General features: G+C 63.2%; 20 protein-coding genes and 2 pseudogenes. 15 read left to right on the plus strand and 7 right to left on the minus strand.

Translation table 11 applies throughout. The features are described from left to right. The first annotated feature begins 253 nt into the window (after positions 1-253). The 3 genes from IVA78_RS01455 to kynU are packed head-to-tail and all read left to right on the plus strand — an operon-like array spanning position 254 to position 3,148. Positions 254-1,063, plus strand: coding sequence for an alpha/beta hydrolase (locus tag IVA78_RS01455; protein ID WP_247281556.1), 810 nt, complete (start codon positions 254-256; stop codon positions 1,061-1,063). A 34-nt stretch (positions 1,064-1,097) separates the two neighbouring features. Continuing rightward, the gene (gene kynA, locus IVA78_RS01460) at positions 1,098-1,937 is read left to right on the plus strand and encodes a tryptophan 2,3-dioxygenase (protein WP_247281555.1); all 840 of its coding nucleotides are present in this window, start codon (positions 1,098-1,100) and stop codon (positions 1,935-1,937) included. Positions 1,938-1,945: 8 nt separating this feature from the next. Then, on the plus strand, positions 1,946-3,148 hold the full coding sequence (gene kynU / locus IVA78_RS01465; protein WP_247419917.1) for a kynureninase: 1,203 nt from the start codon (positions 1,946-1,948) through the stop codon (positions 3,146-3,148). Positions 3,149-3,263: 115 nt separating this feature from the next. On the opposite strand, the gene IVA78_RS01470 is transcribed toward kynU, so the two are convergent. Then, positions 3,264-4,046 carry a cobalamin-binding protein gene (locus tag IVA78_RS01470; protein WP_247419915.1) on the minus strand — a complete coding sequence of 261 codons (783 nt, stop codon included), beginning with the start codon at positions 4,044-4,046 and terminating at the stop codon, positions 3,264-3,266. Positions 4,047-4,164: 118 nt separating this feature from the next. On the opposite strand from IVA78_RS01470, the gene IVA78_RS01475 reads away from it, so the two are divergent. Together IVA78_RS01475 and IVA78_RS01480 are read left to right on the plus strand one after the other, a co-directional pair. After that, a complete protein-coding gene (locus IVA78_RS01475; protein ID WP_247281553.1) occupies positions 4,165-4,566 on the plus strand; it encodes a PaaI family thioesterase in 402 nt (133 codons plus the stop codon). A gap of 150 nt (positions 4,567-4,716) precedes the next feature. After that, on the plus strand, positions 4,717-5,322 hold the full coding sequence (locus IVA78_RS01480; protein WP_247281552.1) for a GNAT family N-acetyltransferase: 606 nt from the start codon (positions 4,717-4,719) through the stop codon (positions 5,320-5,322). 60 nt (positions 5,323-5,382) lie between these two features. On the opposite strand, the gene IVA78_RS01485 is transcribed toward IVA78_RS01480, so the two are convergent. From IVA78_RS01485 to IVA78_RS01505, 5 genes are all read right to left on the minus strand, one after another. After that, positions 5,383-5,688 carry a hypothetical protein gene (locus IVA78_RS01485; RefSeq protein ID WP_015686575.1) on the minus strand — a complete coding sequence of 102 codons (306 nt, stop codon included), beginning with the start codon at positions 5,686-5,688 and terminating at the stop codon, positions 5,383-5,385. Positions 5,689-5,782: 94 nt separating this feature from the next. Then, positions 5,783-6,469 carry a DUF2161 family putative PD-(D/E)XK-type phosphodiesterase gene (locus tag IVA78_RS01490; RefSeq protein ID WP_247281551.1) on the minus strand — a complete coding sequence of 229 codons (687 nt, stop codon included), beginning with the start codon at positions 6,467-6,469 and terminating at the stop codon, positions 5,783-5,785. A gap of 111 nt (positions 6,470-6,580) precedes the next feature. Then, positions 6,581-7,261, minus strand: a complete 681-nt coding sequence (locus IVA78_RS01495) for an SDR family oxidoreductase (RefSeq protein WP_247281684.1) — start codon at positions 7,259-7,261, stop codon at positions 6,581-6,583. A gap of 22 nt (positions 7,262-7,283) precedes the next feature. After that, the gene (locus IVA78_RS01500) at positions 7,284-8,027 is read right to left on the minus strand and encodes a tyrosine-protein phosphatase (RefSeq protein ID WP_247281550.1); all 744 of its coding nucleotides are present in this window, start codon (positions 8,025-8,027) and stop codon (positions 7,284-7,286) included. A gap of 405 nt (positions 8,028-8,432) precedes the next feature. Continuing rightward, on the minus strand, positions 8,433-8,636 hold the full coding sequence (locus tag IVA78_RS01505) for a DUF2735 domain-containing protein (protein WP_247449327.1): 204 nt from the start codon (positions 8,634-8,636) through the stop codon (positions 8,433-8,435). 539 nt (positions 8,637-9,175) lie between these two features. Between IVA78_RS01505 and IVA78_RS01510 the strand changes: the two genes are divergently transcribed. From IVA78_RS01510 to IVA78_RS01555, 10 genes and pseudogenes are all read left to right on the plus strand, one after another. Then, entirely contained in the window at positions 9,176-10,210 is a 1,035-nt protein-coding gene (locus IVA78_RS01510; protein ID WP_247281548.1) for a glutamine synthetase beta-grasp domain-containing protein, read from the plus strand. 194 nt (positions 10,211-10,404) lie between these two features. Continuing rightward, a complete protein-coding gene (locus IVA78_RS01515) occupies positions 10,405-11,106 on the plus strand; it encodes a GrlR family regulatory protein (protein WP_247281547.1) in 702 nt (233 codons plus the stop codon). A gap of 18 nt (positions 11,107-11,124) precedes the next feature. Then, positions 11,125-11,811, plus strand: coding sequence for a substrate-binding domain-containing protein (locus tag IVA78_RS01520; RefSeq protein ID WP_247281546.1), 687 nt, complete (start codon positions 11,125-11,127; stop codon positions 11,809-11,811). A gap of 32 nt (positions 11,812-11,843) precedes the next feature. After that, positions 11,844-12,665, plus strand: a pseudogene (locus tag IVA78_RS01525) (tetratricopeptide repeat protein). Between the two features lie 189 nt (positions 12,666-12,854). After that, positions 12,855-13,004: a hypothetical protein gene (locus tag IVA78_RS01530; RefSeq protein ID WP_007609497.1), complete on the plus strand. Its 150-nt coding sequence runs from the start codon at positions 12,855-12,857 to the stop codon at positions 13,002-13,004. 255 nt (positions 13,005-13,259) lie between these two features. Next, positions 13,260-13,965, plus strand: a pseudogene (locus IVA78_RS01535) (GrlR family regulatory protein). A gap of 234 nt (positions 13,966-14,199) precedes the next feature. After that, positions 14,200-14,583: a hypothetical protein gene (locus IVA78_RS01540; protein ID WP_247281544.1), complete on the plus strand. Its 384-nt coding sequence runs from the start codon at positions 14,200-14,202 to the stop codon at positions 14,581-14,583. A 693-nt stretch (positions 14,584-15,276) separates the two neighbouring features. After that, positions 15,277-16,341: an efflux RND transporter periplasmic adaptor subunit gene (locus IVA78_RS01545; protein WP_247463847.1), complete on the plus strand. Its 1,065-nt coding sequence runs from the start codon at positions 15,277-15,279 to the stop codon at positions 16,339-16,341. 7 nt (positions 16,342-16,348) lie between these two features. Next, positions 16,349-19,468, plus strand: a complete 3,120-nt coding sequence (locus IVA78_RS01550) for an efflux RND transporter permease subunit (protein ID WP_247281542.1) — start codon at positions 16,349-16,351, stop codon at positions 19,466-19,468. Positions 19,469-19,496: 28 nt separating this feature from the next. After that, the gene (locus IVA78_RS01555) at positions 19,497-19,868 is read left to right on the plus strand and encodes a hypothetical protein (RefSeq protein WP_247281541.1); all 372 of its coding nucleotides are present in this window, start codon (positions 19,497-19,499) and stop codon (positions 19,866-19,868) included. Between the two features lie 378 nt (positions 19,869-20,246). Here IVA78_RS01555 and IVA78_RS01560 read toward each other — a convergent pair whose 3' ends face one another. Next, positions 20,247-20,843, minus strand: coding sequence for a phasin family protein (locus IVA78_RS01560; RefSeq protein WP_247281540.1), 597 nt, complete (start codon positions 20,841-20,843; stop codon positions 20,247-20,249). Positions 20,844-20,944: the final 101 nt, after the last annotated feature.

Consider the following 20,944-nt stretch of genomic DNA (forward strand, 5'->3'; position numbering starts at 1 on the left):
CGGTTTTGGTCCACGGCATGGTGTCCTCCCTCGAATCTTTGCAAATCCGAAGGAATCACAAGCCGGCCAAAACCGCTCACCCTTTTTCGGTCAGGCTCTCAGGGCAAAGGACATACCTTGCCGGTGCGATCCGCTGTCCGAGGCACAGGCGCGGATCAATCCTTTAAGCTTAAAACAAAGACTAGGATGGCGGCCCTGCCAGTGGCAGACTGGCCTCCGTCGCAGAGGCCTTAAGTCCGCCGAGGAAATCACGATGCGCGATTGGGATGATGCTTATGCCAATTCGGCCCGTATCCCCGGCGCGGACAAAATGCCGGCACTGTGGGCGGAGCGGGCGGCGGCTTACCGTGCGGGGTTGAGGGATTTTCGTCCCGACGTCGCCTACGGCGCCGGTGAGCGGCAGCGCCTCGACCTGATCCTGCCCGAGGGCGACAGCAAGGGCCTCGTCGTGTTCGTGCATGGCGGCTACTGGATGCGCTTCGACAAGTCAGCCTGGACCGATCTTGCCGAAGGCGCAAGGCATCATGGCTGGGCCGTGGCGCTGCCGAGCTACACGCTGACACCGGCCGCGCGCATCTCCGACATCACTGCCGAGATCACCGCCGCGGTCGCTAAGGCGGCCTCGCTGGTGGCAGGGCCGATCCGGCTCGCCGGCCATTCCGCCGGCGGCCATCTGGTCACGCGCATGCTGTGCGACGACAGCCGGCTCGAGCCCGCCGTCTACGACCGTATTGCCGGCACGCTCTCGATCAGCGGCCTGCACGATCTGCGGCCGCTCTTGAAGACAAGGATGAACGAGACCCTGCGCATGACCATGCAGGAGGCGACGCTCGAGAGCGCGGCGCTGCATCTGCCGCGGGGGCAGTCGCCTGTGACGGCCTGGGTCGGCGGCAACGAGCGCCCTGAATTCATCCGCCAATCCGACCTGATGGCCAACGTCTGGACCGGTTTCGACGTGCCGACGCACCTCGTCATCGATCCCGGGCTCAACCATTTTACCGTGATCGACGGGCTTAAGGATCCGTCGTCGCCGATCACCGCGCGTCTGATCGGCCTCGACTGACGAGGCGAGGGAAGATGGATCGAGAGGACCTATCATGACGTCCAGCGATTACGATCCTGCAAGCGAAGGCGCCGAGACGGATTTCGCCCGGCGCATGTCCTACGGCGACTACCTGGCGCTGGACGCGATTCTCGGCGCGCAGCATCCGCTCTCGGAAGCGCATGACGAGATGCTGTTCATCATCCAGCATCAGACCACGGAGCTGTGGATGCGCCTTGCCATCCACGAGCTCAGCGCCGCCCGCCGCGCCATCGCCAGGGACGAGGTGCAGCCCGCGATGAAGATGCTGGCGCGGGTGTCGCGCATCTTCGAGCAGCTCAATGGCGCCTGGGACGTGTTGCGGACGATGACGCCGAGCGAGTATACGCGCTTCCGCTCGCAGCTCGGGCAGTCCTCGGGCTTCCAGTCGCGACAATACAGGCTGATCGAATTCTTGCTCGGCAACCGCAACCACGCCATGCTCAAGCCGCACGCGCACGATGCGGAGACGACGAAGCTGCTCGAAGCCGAGCTCGCGACCCCAAGCCTATATGACCAGGTGCTGCGGCTTGTTGACCGCAACGGGCTCAAGATGCCTGCGGCCGTGCTGGCCCGCGACGTCCGCGAAACCCACAGTTTCAACGAAGGCGTGCTCCAGGCCTGGCGTATCGTCTACGAAGCGCCGGAGACGCACTGGACGCTCTATGAGCTCGCCGAGAAGCTGGTCGATTTCGAGGACTATTTCCGCCGCTGGCGCTTCAACCACGTGACAACGGTCGAGCGCGTGATCGGCTTCAAGCGCGGCACAGGTGGTACCGGCGGCGTCAGCTATCTCAAACGGATGCTGGAGATCGAGCTATTCCCCGAGCTCTGGCGCGTGCGTACGATTTTGTAGAAATGGCCATGACCAAGCTACGCGTCTACGACGACACCAAGGCTTTGTTCCATCTGCCCGACGGTGTGATCTATCTCGACGGCAATTCGCTCGGCGCGCTGCCGCTCGGCGTTGCCGAGCGCGTCAATCGCGTCATCACGGCCGAATGGGGCAATGAGCTGATCCGTGCCTGGAACACCGCAGGCTGGTATGCCCAACCGCGTCATGTCGGCGATCGCATTGCGCGACTGATCGGCGCCGAAGCCGGCTCCGTGATGGTCGGAGACACGCTCTCGCTCAAGGTCTACCAGGCACTCGCGGCTGCGCTCGATATGAACGCGTCGCGCAAGGTAATCCTGTCGGACACCGGCAATTTCCCGACCGACCTCTACATGGCCGAGGGCCTGATCGAAACGCTTGGGCGCGGCCATCGATTGCGTCTGGTGGCGCCGGAAGAGATCGAGGCCGCGCTGTCCGAGGAGGTCGTGGTCCTCTATGTCACCGAGGTCGACTACCGCACCGGCCGCCGCCATGACATGGCGAAGCTCACCGCGAAAGCGCGTGCGCTCGGCATCGTCACCGTCTGGGATCTCGCCCATTCCGCCGGCGCGCTGCCCGTCGATCTCTCCGGCTGCGGCGCCGATTTTGCTGCGGGCTGCACTTACAAATATCTCAACGCCGGCCCCGGTGCGCCGGCCTTTCTCTACGTTGCGCCGCGCCACGCCGACAATGCCCGCGCCGCTCTGTCGGGATGGATGGGCCATGCCAAACCGTTTGCGTTCGAGCTTGCCTATGCGGCGGCCGGCGGCGTCGAGCGCATGCGTGTCGGAACGCCGCCAGTGCTGGCGATGGCGGCGCTGGAGGCCTCACTCGACATCTGGGATCGGATCGACATCCGTGAGGTCCGTGCGCGTTCGTTGGCGCTCGGTGATCTCCTGATCGCCGAAGTCGAGCGTCGCTGCCCGTCTCTGAAGCTGGTGACCCCGCGCGCGCATGAGCGCCGCGGCTCGCAAGTCTCCTTTGCCTTCGACGGCGGCTACGCCGCCATGCAGGCGCTGATTGCCCGCGGCGTCATCGGTGATTTCCGCGCGCCTGAGATCATGAGGTTCGGGATCACGCCGCTTTATATCGGTGAGGATGAGATCGTCGGAGCCGCCGAGATCATCGAGGAGGTGATCGTAGGCGAGGTGTGGCGCCGGCCGGAGTATCAGGTCGTCAATGCGGTGACGTGAGGAAAGACGCCTCCACAGGCGTCATTGCGAGAGGCCCGTGCGACGAAGCAATCCAGAATCCCTCCACAGAGGCAGCCTGGATTGCTTCGCTTCGCTCGCAATGACGGCGGAGGGATCACGTCCCCCACAATGCCATCACGACCGCATCGAGCCCATCCGTCAGCGCTGCCGGTCCCGGCTGCAAGATGATCGGCGACTTGATTTCCACGATGCGGCTGTTGCGCACCGCCGGAATCTCACCCCAGCCTTCGCGCGTGCGGATACGGGCAGGGACAACCTTCTTGCCGCACCACGACGCGAGGATCACATCGGGCGCTGCCTCGCGCACCATCTCCGCCGACACGATGCGGTCCTTCGCCGCCTGCCGCGATCGCAACTCCGGGAACACATCCCCGCCGCCGGCGATTTCGATCAACTCGGAGACCCAACCGATGCCCGAGATCAGCGGATCGTCCCACTCCTCGAAATAGACTCTTGGCCGGACCGAGGGCCGGGGCGTTGCCGCGATCGCGGCGAGGCGTCGCTCAAAACCTTGCGCGAGGTTCTCCGCGCGCTCGGCCGCACCGACAAGCGCACCAAGCGTGCGGACCATCGCCAAGATTCCGGCGACGTCACGCTGGTTGAAGACGTGGACGTTGACACCGGCCCGGACGAGATCTGCGACGATGCCGGCCTGCAGATCGGAGAAGGCCAGCACCAGCTCTGGCTCCAGCGCCAGGATCTTTGGGATGTCGGCCGAGACGAACGCCGACACCCGTGGCTTCTCCCGTCGCACCTGGGGCGGGCGCACGGCATATCCGGAGACGCCGACGATGCGGTCCTGCTCGCCGAGCAGGTAGAGTGTTTCGACCGTCTCCTCGGTCAGGCAGACGATGCGGTGCGGGGGGAAGTGGCGCATGCGAGCAGCCTATGCACAATGTCGGCGCCGATGTCAGCCCGCCCATTACCTTGGATGTCATTGCTTTGCCGCACGAAGCAATTCACGTTGAGACAACAAGGAATTGGAAGGAGATCCGATGACGCCGCTCGAGAAACTTAAAGTCATGAAGATGCCGTTCGCCGAGCTCAAAGGCGTCGAGTTCGTCGAGGCCGAGAAGGACCGCGTGGTGGCGCGGATGACGGTCAGGCCCGACCTCTGCACGCTTCATCACACCATCCATGGCGGCGCGGTGATGGCGCTGGCGGATTCCGTCGGTGCGGCTGCGACCGTGATCAACCTGCCGGACGACGCCAAAGGCACCACGACGCTGGAAAGCAAGACCAACTTCATCGGTGGGGCCAAAGAGGGAACCACGGTGATCGCGACCGCCACCCCGGTCCACCGAGGCCGGCGGACCCAGGTCTGGACCACCCGGCTGGAAACCGAGGACGGCAAGCTTGTGGCCATTGTGACCCAGACGCAGCTCATCCTCGTATGAATGAGGGTCCTTGATTTTGTTAACGAAATGGTCGCGTCCGGTGCCACTTACTTGGGCACGCTCGCATCTTGAAAAGCTTGTTGCGATGCACAATATAGGCGGCCTAGGGATTCGAACGCCTCCTCGAGGGACACCAAGAGGAGTTTTGACGTGGTACTTGAAGAGACCGTCCGCACCGCTCCGGGCTATGTACGGACCTTGATCCAGCAGGAAGAATTGCCGCTCCTGCGCGACCATCTGCTGAGACTGGATCCCGCAAGCCGGCACGACCGTTTCAACGGTTTTCTCGACGACAGCTTCATCGAGCGTTATGCCGCCCGCTGCGCCGATGACGGCACTGTGATCGTCGCCTACATTGTCGATGGCATGGTCCGCGGTGCGGCCGAGCTGCATCCGCCGGAGGATGATTCGCTGCCTGAGGTCGCCTTCAGCGTGGAGGCTTCCGCTCGCCGCCAGGGCGTCGGCACCGTACTGTTCCGCCGTCTGATCGCGGAAGCGCGCTGGAAGGGCTATAAGCGCCTGCGCATCACCACCGGCGCCGAGAACCACGCCATGCGGGCGCTCGCCAGGAAGTTCGGTGCGCATCTGGCTTTCCGCCACGGCGAATCGACCGGGACGATCGACCTCACCAAGACAACCGAGGCCGAGCTTGCCGATCTCGCGGCTTCGCCCTTCACAGCCGGCCGGGCCTTGCTCAGCTTCAACTCGACCTGCTGGAAGATCATCTCCAGCATCTACGGCAGTCGCGCCGCATAAGACAGAAAGCGGACCGGCAGGGCCGGTCCGCTTTCGTAGTCTGGGCAACGAAATGAGCGCTCAGGTGCCGGTGCGCTTGTCGTTGCCGAAACGGCGGACGACGCGGCGCTCGACCACCACGGAGCGTTGCGCGCCCTGTTCGCCGGCGATCACGCGGGTTGCGGTGATGCGGCTGTTGGTGCGGGCCTGCTTCTTGACCTCGGCCTGCACGACATCGAGCGGCATGCCCATCAGCGCTGCTGCGATCTCGGCCTGCTGCTCCTGGTCGTCGGTGATGCCGACGGCGGCGAAGATCGCCTCGTCCAGGGTGGGCGGATCGTGACGCACGCGCCGCGTGCCATATTTGGTATTCCAGTCTGCGCTCATAACGGCCTCGTTTGATGCCGGGATACCTAGTGCCGCTAATGTTGCATTGCAATATGGAATCGGTGTGGCATCTCAGCTATGCACCGGTCGGGTGTCAGGGCGGTGACGCGACACCTGCACCGAGTTCAATCCCTTGCTGTGGCCAGCGTTTCAGTGCCGCGTGCCCCGCTTCGGTGAGCCCGTAGATTCCCCGTTCAGCACGTGCGAACCAGCCATACACATTGTTAAGCAAGATCTTGCCGGCATCGGGACAGCGTTCGCGCAACTCGCTCACTCGCCGGGGGCCTTCGGCGAGGGCGGAGGCGCAGGCCAGCGCCTGCTGCCGGTAGGCCGTCATGATCGGGGCACGAGTGCTGCCGCCGAGCACGGGATCGCCCTGCCGGCGCTGATGTTCTGCGACGAGCCGCGAGCGAATCTTCGGCTCGCGGCGCGGCGCCGCCGTCGGCGGCTTCACCAGCACCTCGACCTGGCCGCGATCGGTGACCCCGAGCATGCCGAAGCCGAGCCGGCGGCACAGATTGCGATAGCGCGCATCGCTCTCACGCCCTTTGCCGCGGGCCGACATTCTGGCGGCGATCCAGATCTCGTCGCCGGCCGGCGCGCGGTCGACCGCTTGAAGGATCAGCTCGAGATTGAAGGCGAGCTTGAGCTCGCCGATGACCACGACAGGTGGATCGCCGGCGCTGAGGCCCACGAGATCGCAGCCGCCGATCTCCCCCTTCACGGTGAAGCCGAGCTCTTCGAGGAAGCGTTTGACGGGCAGATAGAGCGCGGTTTCCAAAGACAAGTTCCGTGTGTGACGTCCGATCGGAGAATCAGTGCAGGCAGTTTAGAGCCTTCTCGGCTCCGATTGAATCATTGCCGTCTGGCAGAGACTCGGAACGCGATCCGCCTACACCCGCCCACCCACCGGAATCAGCGCGCCGGTGACGCCGCTCGCGGCATCGCTGGCGAGAAACAGGATAACTTCGGCGAGCTCCTGCGGCGTCACCCATTTGGAGAAGTCGGCTTTCGGCATGTCGGCACGGTTGGACTTGGTGTCGATGATCGACGGCAGCACCGCATTCACGGTGACCTTGCCTTTCAACTCGTTGGCGAGTGCCTCGGTGAGGCGATGCACGCCTGCTTTCGAGGCCGCATAGGGGCCCATGCCGGAGCCTGCCTGGAGCGCGCCCATCGCGCCGATGTTGACGATGCGGCCGGCCTTGGAGGCGGCGAGATGCGGCAGCGCCGCGCGCGAGGTGTTGAGCGCGGTCAGGACATTCAGCGCATGCATGCGTTGCCAGGTCGCAACATCGCCGTCGCCGACGGTTTCGAAGGCGAAGCCGCCGGCGATGTTGATCAGCGCATCGAGCTTGCCGAAGTGCTTTGCCGCCGCCTCGATCGCCGTCTTCGCCTGCGTCGCGTCGGACAGGTCGACGCCGCCGATCTCGATGCTTTCAGGCGTTGCGGAGCCTTGTGAAGCCGCGTGATCGATGCGGGCTGTGCGCGCGCCGCGCGACTGCGCAATCTCCGCAACGACCTTGCCGAGCACGCCGCGCGCGCCGGTCACGATCAGAACCTTGCCTTGCATCATCGATCTCCCGGCACGCCGCCTACGATTGCAGATAACGCGCCTTCAGTGCAGTCCGTTCGGCCGCGCCGAGCTTGAGCCCGTCGCGTAAATAGGTTTCGATATCGCCATATTCCTGTCCGACGGCTTCGAACGCCGCAGCAAGGTAAGAGGCTTCGACGCTGCCGATGGCATTGCGTACGTCCTCTGGCAGATCGATCGCAGCTGTCGCATCGCGCTTGTAGTGCTGATTGGTGAGCAGGTAGTCCTCGGCAATGACGTCATCGGGTACACCGAGGGCATGCAGGATCAGCGCGCTCGCAAACCCGGTGCGGTCCTTGCCCGCCGTGCAGTGGATCACGAGCGGCGCGCGATCTTCCAGGAGATGGCCGAACAGGTTGCGAAAGCTGTGCGTGTTGTGGCGAACGTAGTTGCGATAGGATTCGCGCATGATCTCCAGCGCGACCGGTGCCGTCAGCGTGCCCCGAGCGAGCTCGGCGCGCAGCGCAGCGACGACGGTCGGCTCGATCGGCAGTGAGTGCACGGTGATTTCGTTCACGATGCAGACGCCGCCGGCGCGCTCCTCCAGCCCACGGAAATCGAAGGCGCTTTGCACCCCCAGCGCTCGGACGATCTCGATGTCGGCTGCGGTGAGGTGGCCGAGATGGTTGGAGCGGAAGATCTGCCGCCAGCGCGTGATGCGGCCGTCGGTGGTCGGATAGCCGCCGAGATCGCGAAAATTGCTGGCGCCTTGCAGGGCGAGGTGGCGGGCAGGGGAGTCGGACATGAGATCAGCTTGGGTTATGGTTCCACCGGGCGCGCTGCGGCGTCCTTAACGTCCATTACAGAGGGCGATCATGGGTCGGCACAAGGCCATTGTTTTGGCCATCACCATGCTGTCGGCCGGAAGTTTCGACACCCGGCCGGCCGATGCGCAGACCTATCGCTGTACCGATGGTACGCAGTTCATCATCTGACTCTATGACGGTCTCGGGCGCCCGCTATTCGAAGCTGGGATCACGCTGGCGATCGGCAGGACCGGGCCACCACGATCAACATCTGAAGCGGCCGCTCACGCCTGCGCGGTGATCTGAACGGCATTGTATCTGCAGGAATCAAAAAGGGCCGAAACACCGTGGCTTCGACCCATTTTTGAACTGCCGCCGGCGTTTGCGGGAGCGCGACGGTATCATCAGCGATCCCATTTCGGCTTGGCTTCGTCCACCGCGTCCTGGTGATACCAGCTGTCGCTGCAGATCGAGACGTTGGAGGGGGGCGAAGCATGATCGGCGGGAAGACGGGTCTCGCCATAGCGGCGTCCCCCAAGAGCTGCGCGGCCCCCGGCAGGGAATTGGTAGATCTTCGCAGTTCCGTGACTTAGACCATTGTTCATCATTGCGATTTCTCCTTGGTCAAAGCGCCTTGGCCTCCATGGTGCGCCCGACTCGTTCGATTGTGGTTACTGAAATCTCCATATCGGCGGCGCGCTCCGAATTGGAAAGTGCTGAAAAGGAAATCAGTTGCCGCCCAATTTGTAGGCAGATGCTCTGTTGCATCTCCTAAGGCACGGGCTCGCTGACCAACGGCTGGGCTATTCCAAAGGTTGCTAGGCAGTGCTCTAGGACTTTACGAAAGTTGCTGGGCATTGATGCGCGTTTCATCGGCGGCGTTCAGCATTGTCGCGCCTGCTTCAGAATCGGGCGCTTTTGGCGGGATTTTTGCGGTGCAGCTTCACGCTAAGGTGCGCGGCTATGACGCATATTGTTGGGGCTGTCCGGTCAGCTCCGGGCCGATGCCGACCGCGCTGGAAAACCTCCCGCAGTGCAGCCTTTTGGCACGTAAAATGCTTGTAGGGGGCCGGCCGATGGTGGCCGGGTACAAACGTGCGGGGACCCCAGGGCCCCCAACCTTTCGCATCATCTACAGAGAGGCTCAATGACCAAGTACAAGCTCGAGTACATCTGGCTCGACGGATATACGCCGACTCCGAATTTGCGCGGCAAAACTCAGATCAAGGAATTCGCGTCGTTCCCGACGCTCGAGCAGCTTCCGCTCTGGGGCTTCGATGGCTCCTCGACCCAGCAGGCCGAAGGTCATAGCTCCGATTGCGTGCTGAAGCCGGTCGCCGTCTTCCCGGACGCCGCGCGCACCAACGGCGTGCTCGTGATGTGCGAAGTCATGATGCCCGATGGCAAGACCCCCCATCCGTCGAACAAGCGCGCCACCATCCTCGACGATCCCGGCGCCTGGTTCGGCTTCGAGCAGGAGTACTTCTTCTACAAGGACGGTCGTCCGCTCGGCTTCCCGTCCTCGGGCTATCCGGCCCCGCAGGGTCCGTATTACACCGGCGTCGGCTACTCGAACGTGGGCGACGTCGCCCGCAAGATCGTCGAAGAGCATCTCGACCTCTGCCTCGCTGCCGGAATCAACCATGAAGGCATCAACGCGGAAGTCGCCAAGGGGCAGTGGGAATTCCAGATCTTCGGCAAGGGCTCCAAGACCGCTGCCGACCAGATGTGGATGGCCCGCTACCTGATGCTGCGTCTGACCGAGAAGTACGGCATCGACATCGAGTTCCACTGCAAGCCGCTCGGCGACACCGACTGGAATGGCTCGGGCATGCACGCCAACTTCTCGACCGCCTATATGCGCGAAGTCGGCGGCAAGGAGTATTTCGAAGCGCTGATGGCGGCGTTCGAGAAGAACCTGATGGACCACATCGCCGTCTACGGCCCGGACAACGACAAGCGTCTCACCGGCAAGCACGAGACCGCGCCCTGGAACAAGTTCAGCTACGGCGTGGCCGACCGCGGCGCCTCGATCCGCGTTCCGCACTCCTTCGTCAACAACGGCTACAAGGGCTATCTGGAAGACCGTCGTCCGAATTCGCAAGGCGACCCCTACCAGATCGCTTCGCAGATCCTGAAGACGATCTCATCCGTGCCGACCGGCAAGAAGGCCGCGGCGTAAGATCGTTCCGCCCCAGGGCTGGGGGCTGACCCGGGTTGGTCTCAAATCCGCCGGAGCTGCAGGGCTCCGGCGGATTTCTGCATTCTGATGACAGCTGTTCCTGTGGCCTGCCCGCCGCTTCCTGCGTCAAGCTTGTCGATTGCGTTGGAATGCGGGAGAGTGCGCCCGGATGCGCAGGGCCGGGGACACGGCTGGTGTTTGAAGGCTTCTACAAGGTGAGATTTCAGCTCGGCGACGCGGTCGGCCGGAGCGTGATGCATGCCGGCAATGGCAAGATGCTGGGCGGCAATTCGGCCTTCGCCCATATCGGCACCTACGACAAGACTGATGGCGGCGTCGACGTCGTCATCAAGACCGTCCGCCACAACCCCGATCCGAACTATCGCGCCATGGCCGGCACCGACGATGCGACCCTGATCGCGAAGGGCTGGGCCGACGGCAATCTCTATCGCTTCAAGGGCGAGCTGAAAGAGCTCCCAGGCGTACCCTTCCAGTCGGTCATGACGCCGATCACCGCAGACGAGGTGCCGGTCGCTGGCGGTGTCGGCGAAGCCGGCATCACTGATGGTCTCTATTCGATTCATCTGCGCATGCTCGACGGTCTCGATGGCGGCCTCACCGGCGTGATGCTACTCAACCAGGGCCGCATCCTCGGTGGCGATGCGGCGTTCTATTATCTCGGCAGCTACACCGCCGCGAACGGCCGCTGGAAGGGCCAGATCCTCAATCAGGAGCACACGCAGGCCAAGGACGATCCGATCTTCGGCGGCCACGAAGTCGGCATCGGTTTCTCCGGCCGCTACCATGCGGAAGAGGCGGTGCTGGAGGCCACGGCGCTCGCCGGCAAGCGCAGCCTGCGCCTGACCGCCGCGCTCAAGCTGATGCACCGCGCCTGAGCGCCACGGGATAAGCACATGGACAATTTCGTTCGCATGCTCTCGACGCTCGGCCTGATGGGCGCGATGCGCAGCCTGTCGTCTGCGTATGAGACTGCGACGGGCGTCCGCATCGACGCCGATTTCGCGCCGACCCAGGCGCTGCTGAAGCGGCTCCGCGACGGCGAGGCCGCCGATCTCGTCATCCTCACCCGCGAGGGGCTCGACGCAGTGATCGCTGAGGGCCGCGTGGTCGCCGATAGCGCGGCTGACCTCGCGCGTTCCTATGTCGGCATCGCCGTCCGGGCAGGACAGAGGCATCCCGATATCGCGACCGAAGCCGCGCTGCGCAAGACGCTGCTTGCCGCGCAGTGCGTCGCCTATTCGCGGCTTGGCGCCAGCGGAATCTACTTTGCGCAGTTGATCCAGCAGCTGGGCATCGCGCCGGAGATCAACGCCAAAGCCATTATCGTGCAGCAGGGCTTTACGGCGGAGCGGCTCGTCAATGGCGAGGCCGATCTCGCCGTGCAGCAGATCAGCGAACTGAAGCAGGTCGGCGGCATCGAGGTGGTCGGTCCGATCCCGCATGATTTGCAGACGCCGGCGGTGTTCTCCGCCGGCCGCATGGCGAATGCGACACATGCCGAAGCTGCCGATAGGCTGCTGCGCTATCTGGCATCGCCGGAGGCCGTTCCTGTCCTCCGCCAATCGGGACTCGAGCCTTGAATGTGCCAGGGCGGGGACGCAACGTAATGGTCATGCGCGCTTATCTCCTCGCAACTCTCCTGACGCTCGCCGTGCCGCTGGCGGCACAGGCGCAGTCGGCCGATCTCGTGCTGTGCGACCGGGTGGCGGCCGATCCCAGTGATCCCGACAAGCCGGCCGACGTGAAGGGCGTGACGGAGATCGCTTCCTCCGACGTCAGGACGGCCATCAAGTTCTGCAAGCAGGCCGCATCCTCCTCGCGCCGCGCCATGTTCGCGCTCGGCCGCGCCTATGCGGCCAACGGGCAGACGAGCGAGGCGATCATTGCCTGGCGCAAGGCCGCCGACAAGGGATCGAGCGCGGCGATGGTCGAACTCGGCGTCGCCTAGGGGACAGGCTCTGGGATCGCGAAGGACGAAGCACAAGCGCGAAAACTGTTCGAGAAGGCGGCGCAGGCCGGCAATCCCCGCGGCGTCAGCAATCTCGCCGCGCTCGGTAGCGCAAGTGGCGGCGCGCCCGCCGATCCCGCGCAGGCGCGCGCGCTGCTGGGCAAGGCCGCCGAAACCAATGCGGAGGCGCAGTACCAGCTCGGTCTGATGCTGGCGAGCGGCAATGGCGGGGAGAGGGACGACGTCGCTGCGCGCGCACTGTTCGAGAAGGCAGCCGCGCAAAATCATCCCGGCGCGCTGGAGCGAATGGGCGCCTTCGCCCAGGAAGGCCGCGGCGGGCCGAAGGACAAGGACGCCGCAAAGGCCTATTACGAACGCGCCGCAGCCCTCGGCGACGATGACGCCAAGAAGGCGCTGGAACGGCTGCGCTGTCCCTATGCGATCAAGGACAAGCAGGGCAAGCTCGTCACCACACTGTGCTTCTAATTCGCCTCTCTCTTCGCGAGAGGTGGTTCTAGCGCTCTGGTGACAGCGATGTGACTAGGGGGCTCGGCTCGCTTCAAGTTGTCGGCGAGATCGTTGCGGGCGTCGTGATAGGTGGTCTCGAGACAGCCGGGCGCCCGGGAACTTGACCATGCGCCGGTCGTTGCCATGGGCAGACTGGGAGATGCAACCATGATCCGCAAACTGGCATCCGGTGAATATCGCCTCTATTCGCGCAAGGTGAACCCGAAGACCGGCAAGCGGCGTAATCTCGGCACGTTCAAGAGCCGCGCGGCGGCCGAGAAGCACGAGCGCGAGGTGCAGTACTTCAAGCGGCATTGAAGGCCGGCGAATGCCGTCCAGGAGCCGGCAAGACAAAACATGCGAAAACAACCCCATGCACAGTAGCCAAGGGATTGAAATCGCACGTATTACGGATTAAGCGAAATTGGTTTGACCCGTCGAGCAAAACAGGTGCATAATGGCATCATAACGGCGGTCGGTCGCGGACGGGGCTGCGCGGAAAAGCCGATGACTTCGATGCGGCGACGATGCTAGCTAGCCCGCAAATCTTTTCCGGATTTTAGGTTCAAGACGTTGCTCAACGGGCTCTACAAGGTTGAATACGGCATCAACGGTGCCTTCGGCCGCAGCATCATGTGCATGCATGACGGCAAGCTGCTGGGCGGCAATTCCGCCTTTGCGCATCTTGGGACCTATGACGTCAGGGATGGCGCGATCGAAGCCAATGTCATCACCGAGCGCCACAACGACGATCCCAACTACAAGCCGCTGATGGGCGCTGATGTCGCCACGATCAAGGTCCACGGCAGGACGGAGGGATCGACGATCCTGTTCGAGGGCAAGGCCGATCCGATGCCGGGCAGCGTGTTCTGGGCCAACCTCGCGCCGCTCGATGATGAGGCGCTGCCGCCCCGCGGCACCGTCGGTCCCGGCGGTATCATCAACGGGCTGTACTCCATTCACCTTCGCGCGCTCGACGGCGTCGAGGCTGGCCTCTCCGGCGTGATGCTGCTGATGGACGGGCGTATCCTCGGAGGCGATGCGTTCTTCTACTATCTCGGCTCCTACTCCTCCGGCGCATGGCCGCTGGAAGGGCGAGATGCTGAACCAGGAGCATACGCCGGCGAAAGACGACAATCCCGTGTTTGGCGGCCTGGAGGTGGGGATCGGCTTCTCCGGGACCTGCACGGAAGACAGCGGCGAGCTCGAAGGCATCGCGCTCGCCGGCAAGCGCAGCCTGCGCCTTGCCGCCTCGCTCAAGCTGATGCGGCGAGCGTAGGGCGCGGACATATAGGTGTTGGATACCTGTTTCCTGAAGCAGTCCTGAGCCGTCCCCGTGGCAACATAGCCGTCGACCCGCAGCTGAGAACGGACACGCTATTGTGGGCGACCTTCAGTCAAGTTCCCGTTCGATGCTGCTGCGAACGTCGTTGAAATCGCCGCTGGGATGACCTAGTTCTTTGCCGTGCAGCACGGTCTTGTCCAACATCTTCGTCCACTCGCCAGAACGGCCATGTTCGTGGCGATATGGGCCTTTGTGCTTCAGGTGTCCCTGATTTCGGTCTCGCAGGTGAAGGCGGCTGTTGGCGCTATGCCGATGCCTGCCGTCACGCTCAGCGGTTCCTTGCATTTTCACGATCAGTTGGCAGGGCACGTGCATTCCCACGCTGGCGACGACGCCGAAGGCCACGTACATGATGGACCGGATCACGACGACGATGGCGCTCCAAGCGTGGCTTGGGACATGTTTGGTACCTCGATCGCTTCACCGCAGTTCATTCACGTGCTCGGCTCTTTCGAAGTGCTCGGCGCTATCGAATTGCCGCTTGCGCGAGCCATCGTCGGGGTAAGCCCCGAGGCACTCATCCGGCCACCAAGTACCTTCAGCATCGCGTAGCCCAGGCGGCCCTACGGCCGCCGCCTTTTCGCATGTCTGAGGGAATTTTCCATGTTTATGAATCAGCGCTGCCCGAAAGGGCGGCTCGCAATCTTTGGGCTGGCCGGATTTATCTGGCTGGCGAGCCTGATCTTTGGTCTGTCCGGAACCGTTGCCCATGAAGGCCACGATCACAGCGATGCCGACAAGCCGACGTTTGTGTCCTCAGCCTATCCAAGGGTTGCCGCGCGCTCCGAGCTTTATGAGATCGTCGGCATCCTAAAAGACGGCAAGCTTTCGGTCTTCCTTGATCATGCAGTTTCGAACGACCCGGTTTCGGACGCTGCCCTGCAAGTCACGATCGGGGATTCCGCCCCGATCGAGGCTTCAAGCCAGGAGGACGGAGTCTACACCGCCGCGATCCCGAACGGCACGCCGGCTGGATCGGTTGAAGTCATCTTCTCAATCAGCGCCGGCAAGGGGAATGATCTGCTGGTCGACTCGTTCATACCGACGCGTGCCGGCGATGCCCGGCTACCAGAACAGAAGCACGAGCATGGCTGGCTTTTCTCAAGCCGAACCGCCATCGCTGCCTCCGCGCTAGTTGCCTTGGGCCTCGGCCTTCTCTTCGCCTATTGGAGGCGACGCGGCCGCAGCATGGCCGCCTCCATTTCCGCCGTGATGGCAGCGGTGTTCGCCGTTCTCGCCGCCATCATGTTCGGCGAGGGGCGGACGAACGCAACGCAACCAAATCCGCCGGATGCTCCCGCACTGAGCGATGCCCCGCGGCGCCTGCAAGACGGCACCGTCTTCGCGGCCAAGCCGACGCAGCGGTTGCTTGATGTCCGGACCGCTGCAGCCGAGCTGCAGACAATTCATCCCGCGGTTACGCTGATCGGCCGCGTCATGGCCGACCCCAACCGCAGCAGCATCGTGCAGAGCGTCTACGGGGGCCGCGTCGTTCCGATCGATGGCGGCATACCTCGCATTGGCCAAACCGTTCGCAAGGGCGATCTGCTCATCCAGATCGAGCCGCATCTGCCGGTCGCAGACCGCACGACGATCCTCGAAAAGGTGGGCGAGATCGAACAGTTGATGGCAGTCACGGAAAACAAGCTGCGGCGTCTGCGGCCGCTGGCCGAACGCGGCGCGGTGCCGCATGGGCAGGTCAACGACCTGGAAAGTGAATTGGAGGGCCTGCGGGCGCGCCGCGAAACCGTCCGAAATTCCCGCACCGGGTTCGAGGAGCTGCGGGCATCGACCGACGGCGTCATCACGTCCGCCAAGGTCGTGCCCGGCCAAGTCATTCAACCGCAGGACGTCCTGTTCCAGATCGCGGACCCAAGCAGCCTCTGGGTCGAAGCATTGGCCTATGATGACATAGGATTGAAGCAGCCTGAAGCTGCAACGGCGATGGCCCCGAACGGGCAGCAGATTGCGCTGACCTTCGTCGGAACGAGCCGGGCACTGCGCCAGCATGCCACCGTGGTTCAGTTTGCGATGCCGGATCCGCCAACGGGCCTCAACATCGGCCAGCCGCTGAACGTGATGATCCAGAGCGGCGCCCCTGTCGCCGGCCTGATCTTTCCGCGCAATGCGGTCGTTCGCAGCGGCAATGGTGAGAACATCGTCTGGCTGCATGCCGGGCCCGAGCGCTTCGAGCCGAAACCCGTTCGCGTGCTGCCGGTCGACGCGGCCCGCGTGATAGTGGCGGCCGGCGTCAAGGAGGGCGAGCGCATTGTCATTCGCGGCACCGACCTCATCAATCAGATCCGGTAGACCGCTCATGTTCAAGCTCATCGTGCAAACAAGTTTGCGCAATCGCCTGTTCGTTCTGGCAGTAGCCGCCGTGCTGGTTGGCTACGGGCTGGTCGTCCTGCCGAGCGTCTCCGTCGACGTCTTGCCGGATATCAACCGCCCGACCGTCAACATCCTGACCGAGGCGGAGGGACTGGCGCCCCAGGAGGTCGAGCAACTGGTGACGTTTCCGATCGAGACGTCAATGAACGGCATGCCCGGCGTGATCCGGGTACGCTCGGTCTCGGGCGTCGGTCTGTCGGTCGTTTACGTCGAATTCGATTGGGGCATCGACGTCTACCGCGCCCGGCAATTCGTCTCGGAGCGGCTGGCGCTGATCCGCGAACAATTGCCCTCTTCGGTCAATCCCCAGATGGGGCCGGTGACATCGATCATGGGCGAGATCATGCTATTCGCGTTGACGAGCGATGGCACAGGTTCGCCCATGGAAGTGCGCGAGATCGCCGACTTCGTCGTCAGGCCGCAACTCCTCGCCATTCCCGGCGTCGCCCAGGTGATACCCATCGGCGGCGAGGTCCGGCAATACCGCGTGACGCCGAACGTTGCCACCATGCAGGCACTCAGCATCACCCACGACCAGATCGAGCAGGCGGTCGCCAAGTTCGGCACCAACAGCGGCGGCGGCTTCGTTGACCAGCATGGCCGCGAATATCTGATCCGCAATGTCGGGCTCACCAGGCGTCTCGAGGACCTCGGCAACACCGTCGTTGCGAGCCGCGACCAGCAGCCGATCCTGCTGAAGCAGGTCGCCGCCGTCGATTTCGCGGCGCGCACCAAGCGGGGCGACGCCGGGTACAATGGCAAGCCCGCCGTCATCATCAGCGTCATGAAGCAGCCGGCTGCTGATACCGTGGCATTGACGCGCAATATCGAAGCCGGGCTGAAGGAGCTGCAGCGCACCATACGTTCGGGAATTAACGTGACTAACATGCAATTCCGTCAGGCCACGTTCATCGAGACATCGATAAGCAATGTCGAGCACGTTCTGGCCGAAGCCGCCATCGTCGTCGCCGTGGTCCTGTTCGTGTTCCTGATGAACGGACGGGCCGCGTTGGTTTCGCTGACGGCCATTCCGATATCGATCCTTGTGACAGTCCTGGTGTTCCGCGCCTTCGGCCTCACGATCAACACGATGACCCTTGGCGGCCTCGCCATCGCGATCGGCGAACTGGTCGACGATGCCGTGGTGGACGTCGAAAACATTTTGCGGCGCTTGCGGGAGAACGCCGCGTCGAGCACGCCGCGTCCTGTTCTGGACGTGATCTCCGGGGCGAGCCAGGAGGTTCGTTCCGGCATCGTCTATGCAACGATGATCATCGTTCTCGTCTTTGTGCCGCTATTCGCCCTTCCGGGCATCGAAGGGCGGCTGTTCACGCCGCTTGGCGTGGCCTATGTGGTCTCGATCCTCGCTTCGCTGCTGACGTCGATCACGGTGACGCCTGTTCTGTCCTACTATCTGCTTTCGAAACGAGCGCGTTCGGGTGACCGCGAGAGCCTGATCGTCACCAAGCTGAAGCAGGCCAATCGGCGGGTGCTGGGTTGGGCTTTCGAGCGGCGGGGTCTCGTGCTGAGCTCCGTCGCGGCGGCGGTCATGGTGGCAGGCTACGCCGCGAGCCAGATGCCTCGCAGTTTTCTTCCACCCTTCAACGAAGGGACGCTGGTGCTGTCGCTGCAGTACAATCCAGGCATTTCGCTCGCGGAATCGAACCGTCTTGGACTGCTGGCGGAACAGTTGCTCGCAAAGGTGCCCGAGGTGAAATCGGTCGGACGCCGCACCGGCCGCGCCGAGCTCGATGAGCACGCCGAAGGCGTGCACTTCAGCGAGATCGATGTCGATCTCGTTCCGTCCAAGCGCCAAAAGGCGGACATCTATACGAGCATCAGGGAAGCTCTATCCGCACTGCCGGCGTCAGTTGCCATCGGACAGCCGATCAGCCATCGCCTGGATCATCTCCAGTCGGGTATTCGTGCCCAGATCGTGCTCAAGATCTTTGGGCACGACATCGAGATGTTGCGCCGCCTGTCCGAAACGGTGCGCCAACGTCTATCGACGATTCCCGGTCTGGTCGATCTCCAGGTCGAAAAGCAGGTGCTTATTCCGCAGGTGCGGGTTCAGGTCGACCATGCCCGCGCCGCACTTCATGGCCTGACGCCGGCCGCGATCACCCAGGCACTCGACGCGCTGTCCAACGGCCGGAAGGTCTCTCAGATCGTCGACGGCAATCGCCGCTTCGACGTCATCATGCGCCTTTCTGAGCAAGACCGGTCGACAACAGGCCTGCAAAACCTGCTTATTCCGACCGGCTTGGAATTCGTTCCGCTCAGCGCTTTGGCTGAAGTCGTCGAGACAGACGGGCCGAACCAGATTCAGCGCGAGGGGACCCAGCGCAGGATCGTTGTCTATGGCAATGGGGACGGACGCCGCGACATCGCCGATATCGCTGCCGACATTCAGAAGGCGATTCGGGAACTTGAATTTCCGCAAGGCTACACGACCAACCTTGAGGGCGCCTTTCAGGCCCAGCAGGAGGCGTCGTGGCGCATCGGCATTCTGTCGCTGGCGTCCCTGACGCTGATCTTCATCGTCCTCTACGGCCGTTACCGATCAACCGCGCTATCGCTGATCATCATGGGCGGCATACCGCTCGCCCTGATCGGCAGCGTCGGCGCGCTGAAGATCTCCGGCCAGCCGCTGTCGGTGGCGTCGATGATCGGCTTCATCACGCTTGCCGGCATCTCAGCGCGCAACGGGATCCTGAAGATCTCCCATTACATCAATCTCGCCATTCACGAGGGCGAGCGTTTCGGAATCGGGCTGGTCGTTCGCGGTAGCATGGAGCGTCTCAGCCCCGTTCTGATGACGGCGCTTTGTGCCGGATTGGCGCTTACGCCGCTCTTGATCGGCGCGGACGAGCCGGGCCGGGAGATCCTGCACCCCGTGGCCGTGACGATCTTTGGCGGCCTGCTCAGCGCCACGATCCTCGATACCGTCGTGACCCCAATTCTGTTTCTGACGTTTGGCAAGCAGCCGTTGGAGCGGCTGATGGCCGGGCATGCTGCAAGGTTTACCCCCGCGGAAGCTCACTGACTTCGCACAACCTACCGAGGAGCCACCAATGAGAAAATACATCTTCCCGGCCGTGATGGCTGTGATCGCCACAATGCCGGACCTTGCCATGGCACAGACGAAGGGCAGCAACGGCGGTCCCGTCGTCAGATCGCAGGGACATCCGATCGAGTTTGTCCGCAAGGGCACGGAAATCGTCTTTTATGTGGGCGACGACGATGGTTCTCCGCTGTCGACCAAGGACATGCGGGGGCGCGCAACGATTCAAGACGGCGGCAAGACCGTCACCGTTCCGCTTGCGCCGGCCAATCCCAACATGATGACGGGAAAGCTGCAGGCCGAGCTGTCACCAAAGGCCATCGTGGTGTTTTCCGCGAGCTTGCATGGTCATTCCCTGACGGCCAGGTACACCGCGGAATAGTCAGCGCATAATTATAAAAAGGCGCGGCACTTGGCGCCAATGATGCAGGCCGCCGAGGTCGGGATGCGGGCTGCGGTGCCTGGACAGCGGCACGTGACCCCAAGTCGGACATCCTCCTAGACTACGGCTCACAAGTCCGCGGCTAAGTGCTAGGCTCCTTCTTGTCGCAGCGACGTGGTTCGTCTGGCCGTTCGGAGGGCACTTTGACTGAGCAGCGGGTTCAAAGGCGACTAGCGGCGATTTAGCCGCTGACGTGGTCGTCTACTCCGCGCTGATGCAGTGCGCTGAGGAATCTGGAGCGGCGAGGCCGCAGCTCCAGCAAGGCACATGAGCGGCTGAGGTTCAGCCGCGCACGTACCCCATGATTATGCCGGCGTGCTAGGCAGCCTGCCGCATGCGTTCGATACTCTGGGTTATATGGTTTCCGGCGTCGTCAGCCACCTTCAGAGACATGTCCGCCATCCGGCGGCTGGTATCCAAGGCGCTACTGACCGTGTCGCGCATCAGATCAGTCTGCAAGGCCGCCAAATCGTGAGGAGTTCGGCAGCGCCAGAGTTCATTCATGCGGTCCATGGTCCTCTCGATCTGCTGTCGAACGAAATCAAAGTACTCGCGTGACATGCCATTCATTCCTTTGGCCACTGCGGTCGTAGAGTACATGATTGCTTCGGCGTTGCGGACCGAGCGTTCCGTTGCCCGCTGCGCTTCATTGCCCGTCAAACCGAACGTGCGACCAAGCTGATCAGTCGAGCGGCCCATCATCGCGGTGGCCATGTCGACGCCGAAGCGCCAAGTGTTTTGCAGCATCTCGGCATTTTGTCGCAGCAGGTGGCTGCTGGCTTGGGCCACCTCCTCGCCGGCCTCAGCGGTAGCTAAGCCGATCCGTCTGGTCTGCTCCGCGGTCCTCTCGGCGGCGCGGCGGATTGTGTCCTCAGGGCTCTGCGTAGACTTTTCCTCCTGGCGTGGATTGGCCATTTGTTGCTCCATCGTTGTTGTTGGTGAGGTCGGATCCTATGCTCTCCGTCACAGGTGCGATCCTACGCGAGCAAACGTGGGCATTTCTGGACCGTTCCGGG

Source organism: Bradyrhizobium sp. 137, assembly GCF_023074095.1.
GTDB lineage: Bacteria > Pseudomonadota > Alphaproteobacteria > Rhizobiales > Xanthobacteraceae > Bradyrhizobium.

What these genes read in the sequence shown, in the direction of transcription:
- IVA78_RS01510 (WP_247281548.1), top strand. Translation starts at nt 9,176, where the DNA reads ATGACCAAGTACAAGCTCGAGTACATCTGGCTCGACGGATATACGCCG.
- IVA78_RS01550 (WP_247281542.1), top strand. Translation starts at nt 16,349, where the DNA reads ATGTTCAAGCTCATCGTGCAAACAAGTTTGCGCAATCGCCTGTTCGTT.
- IVA78_RS01540 (WP_247281544.1), top strand. Translation starts at nt 14,200, where the DNA reads ATGTTCGTGGCGATATGGGCCTTTGTGCTTCAGGTGTCCCTGATTTCG.
- IVA78_RS01475 (WP_247281553.1), top strand. Translation starts at nt 4,165, where the DNA reads ATGACGCCGCTCGAGAAACTTAAAGTCATGAAGATGCCGTTCGCCGAG.
- IVA78_RS01520 (WP_247281546.1), top strand. Translation starts at nt 11,125, where the DNA reads ATGGACAATTTCGTTCGCATGCTCTCGACGCTCGGCCTGATGGGCGCG.
- IVA78_RS01505 (WP_247449327.1), bottom strand. Translation starts at nt 8,636, where the DNA reads ATGATGAACAATGGTCTAAGTCACGGAACTGCGAAGATCTACCAATTC.
- IVA78_RS01470 (WP_247419915.1), bottom strand. Translation starts at nt 4,046, where the DNA reads ATGCGCCACTTCCCCCCGCACCGCATCGTCTGCCTGACCGAGGAGACG.
- IVA78_RS01560 (WP_247281540.1), bottom strand. Translation starts at nt 20,843, where the DNA reads ATGGCCAATCCACGCCAGGAGGAAAAGTCTACGCAGAGCCCTGAGGAC.
- IVA78_RS01555 (WP_247281541.1), top strand. Translation starts at nt 19,497, where the DNA reads ATGAGAAAATACATCTTCCCGGCCGTGATGGCTGTGATCGCCACAATG.
- IVA78_RS01495 (WP_247281684.1), bottom strand. Translation starts at nt 7,261, where the DNA reads ATGCAAGGCAAGGTTCTGATCGTGACCGGCGCGCGCGGCGTGCTCGGC.
- IVA78_RS01545 (WP_247463847.1), top strand. Translation starts at nt 15,277, where the DNA reads ATGTTCGGCGAGGGGCGGACGAACGCAACGCAACCAAATCCGCCGGAT.
- IVA78_RS01530 (WP_007609497.1), top strand. Translation starts at nt 12,855, where the DNA reads ATGATCCGCAAACTGGCATCCGGTGAATATCGCCTCTATTCGCGCAAG.
- kynA (WP_247281555.1), top strand. Translation starts at nt 1,098, where the DNA reads ATGACGTCCAGCGATTACGATCCTGCAAGCGAAGGCGCCGAGACGGAT.
- IVA78_RS01485 (WP_015686575.1), bottom strand. Translation starts at nt 5,688, where the DNA reads ATGAGCGCAGACTGGAATACCAAATATGGCACGCGGCGCGTGCGTCAC.
- kynU (WP_247419917.1), top strand. Translation starts at nt 1,946, where the DNA reads ATGACCAAGCTACGCGTCTACGACGACACCAAGGCTTTGTTCCATCTG.
- IVA78_RS01455 (WP_247281556.1), top strand. Translation starts at nt 254, where the DNA reads ATGCGCGATTGGGATGATGCTTATGCCAATTCGGCCCGTATCCCCGGC.
- IVA78_RS01500 (WP_247281550.1), bottom strand. Translation starts at nt 8,027, where the DNA reads ATGTCCGACTCCCCTGCCCGCCACCTCGCCCTGCAAGGCGCCAGCAAT.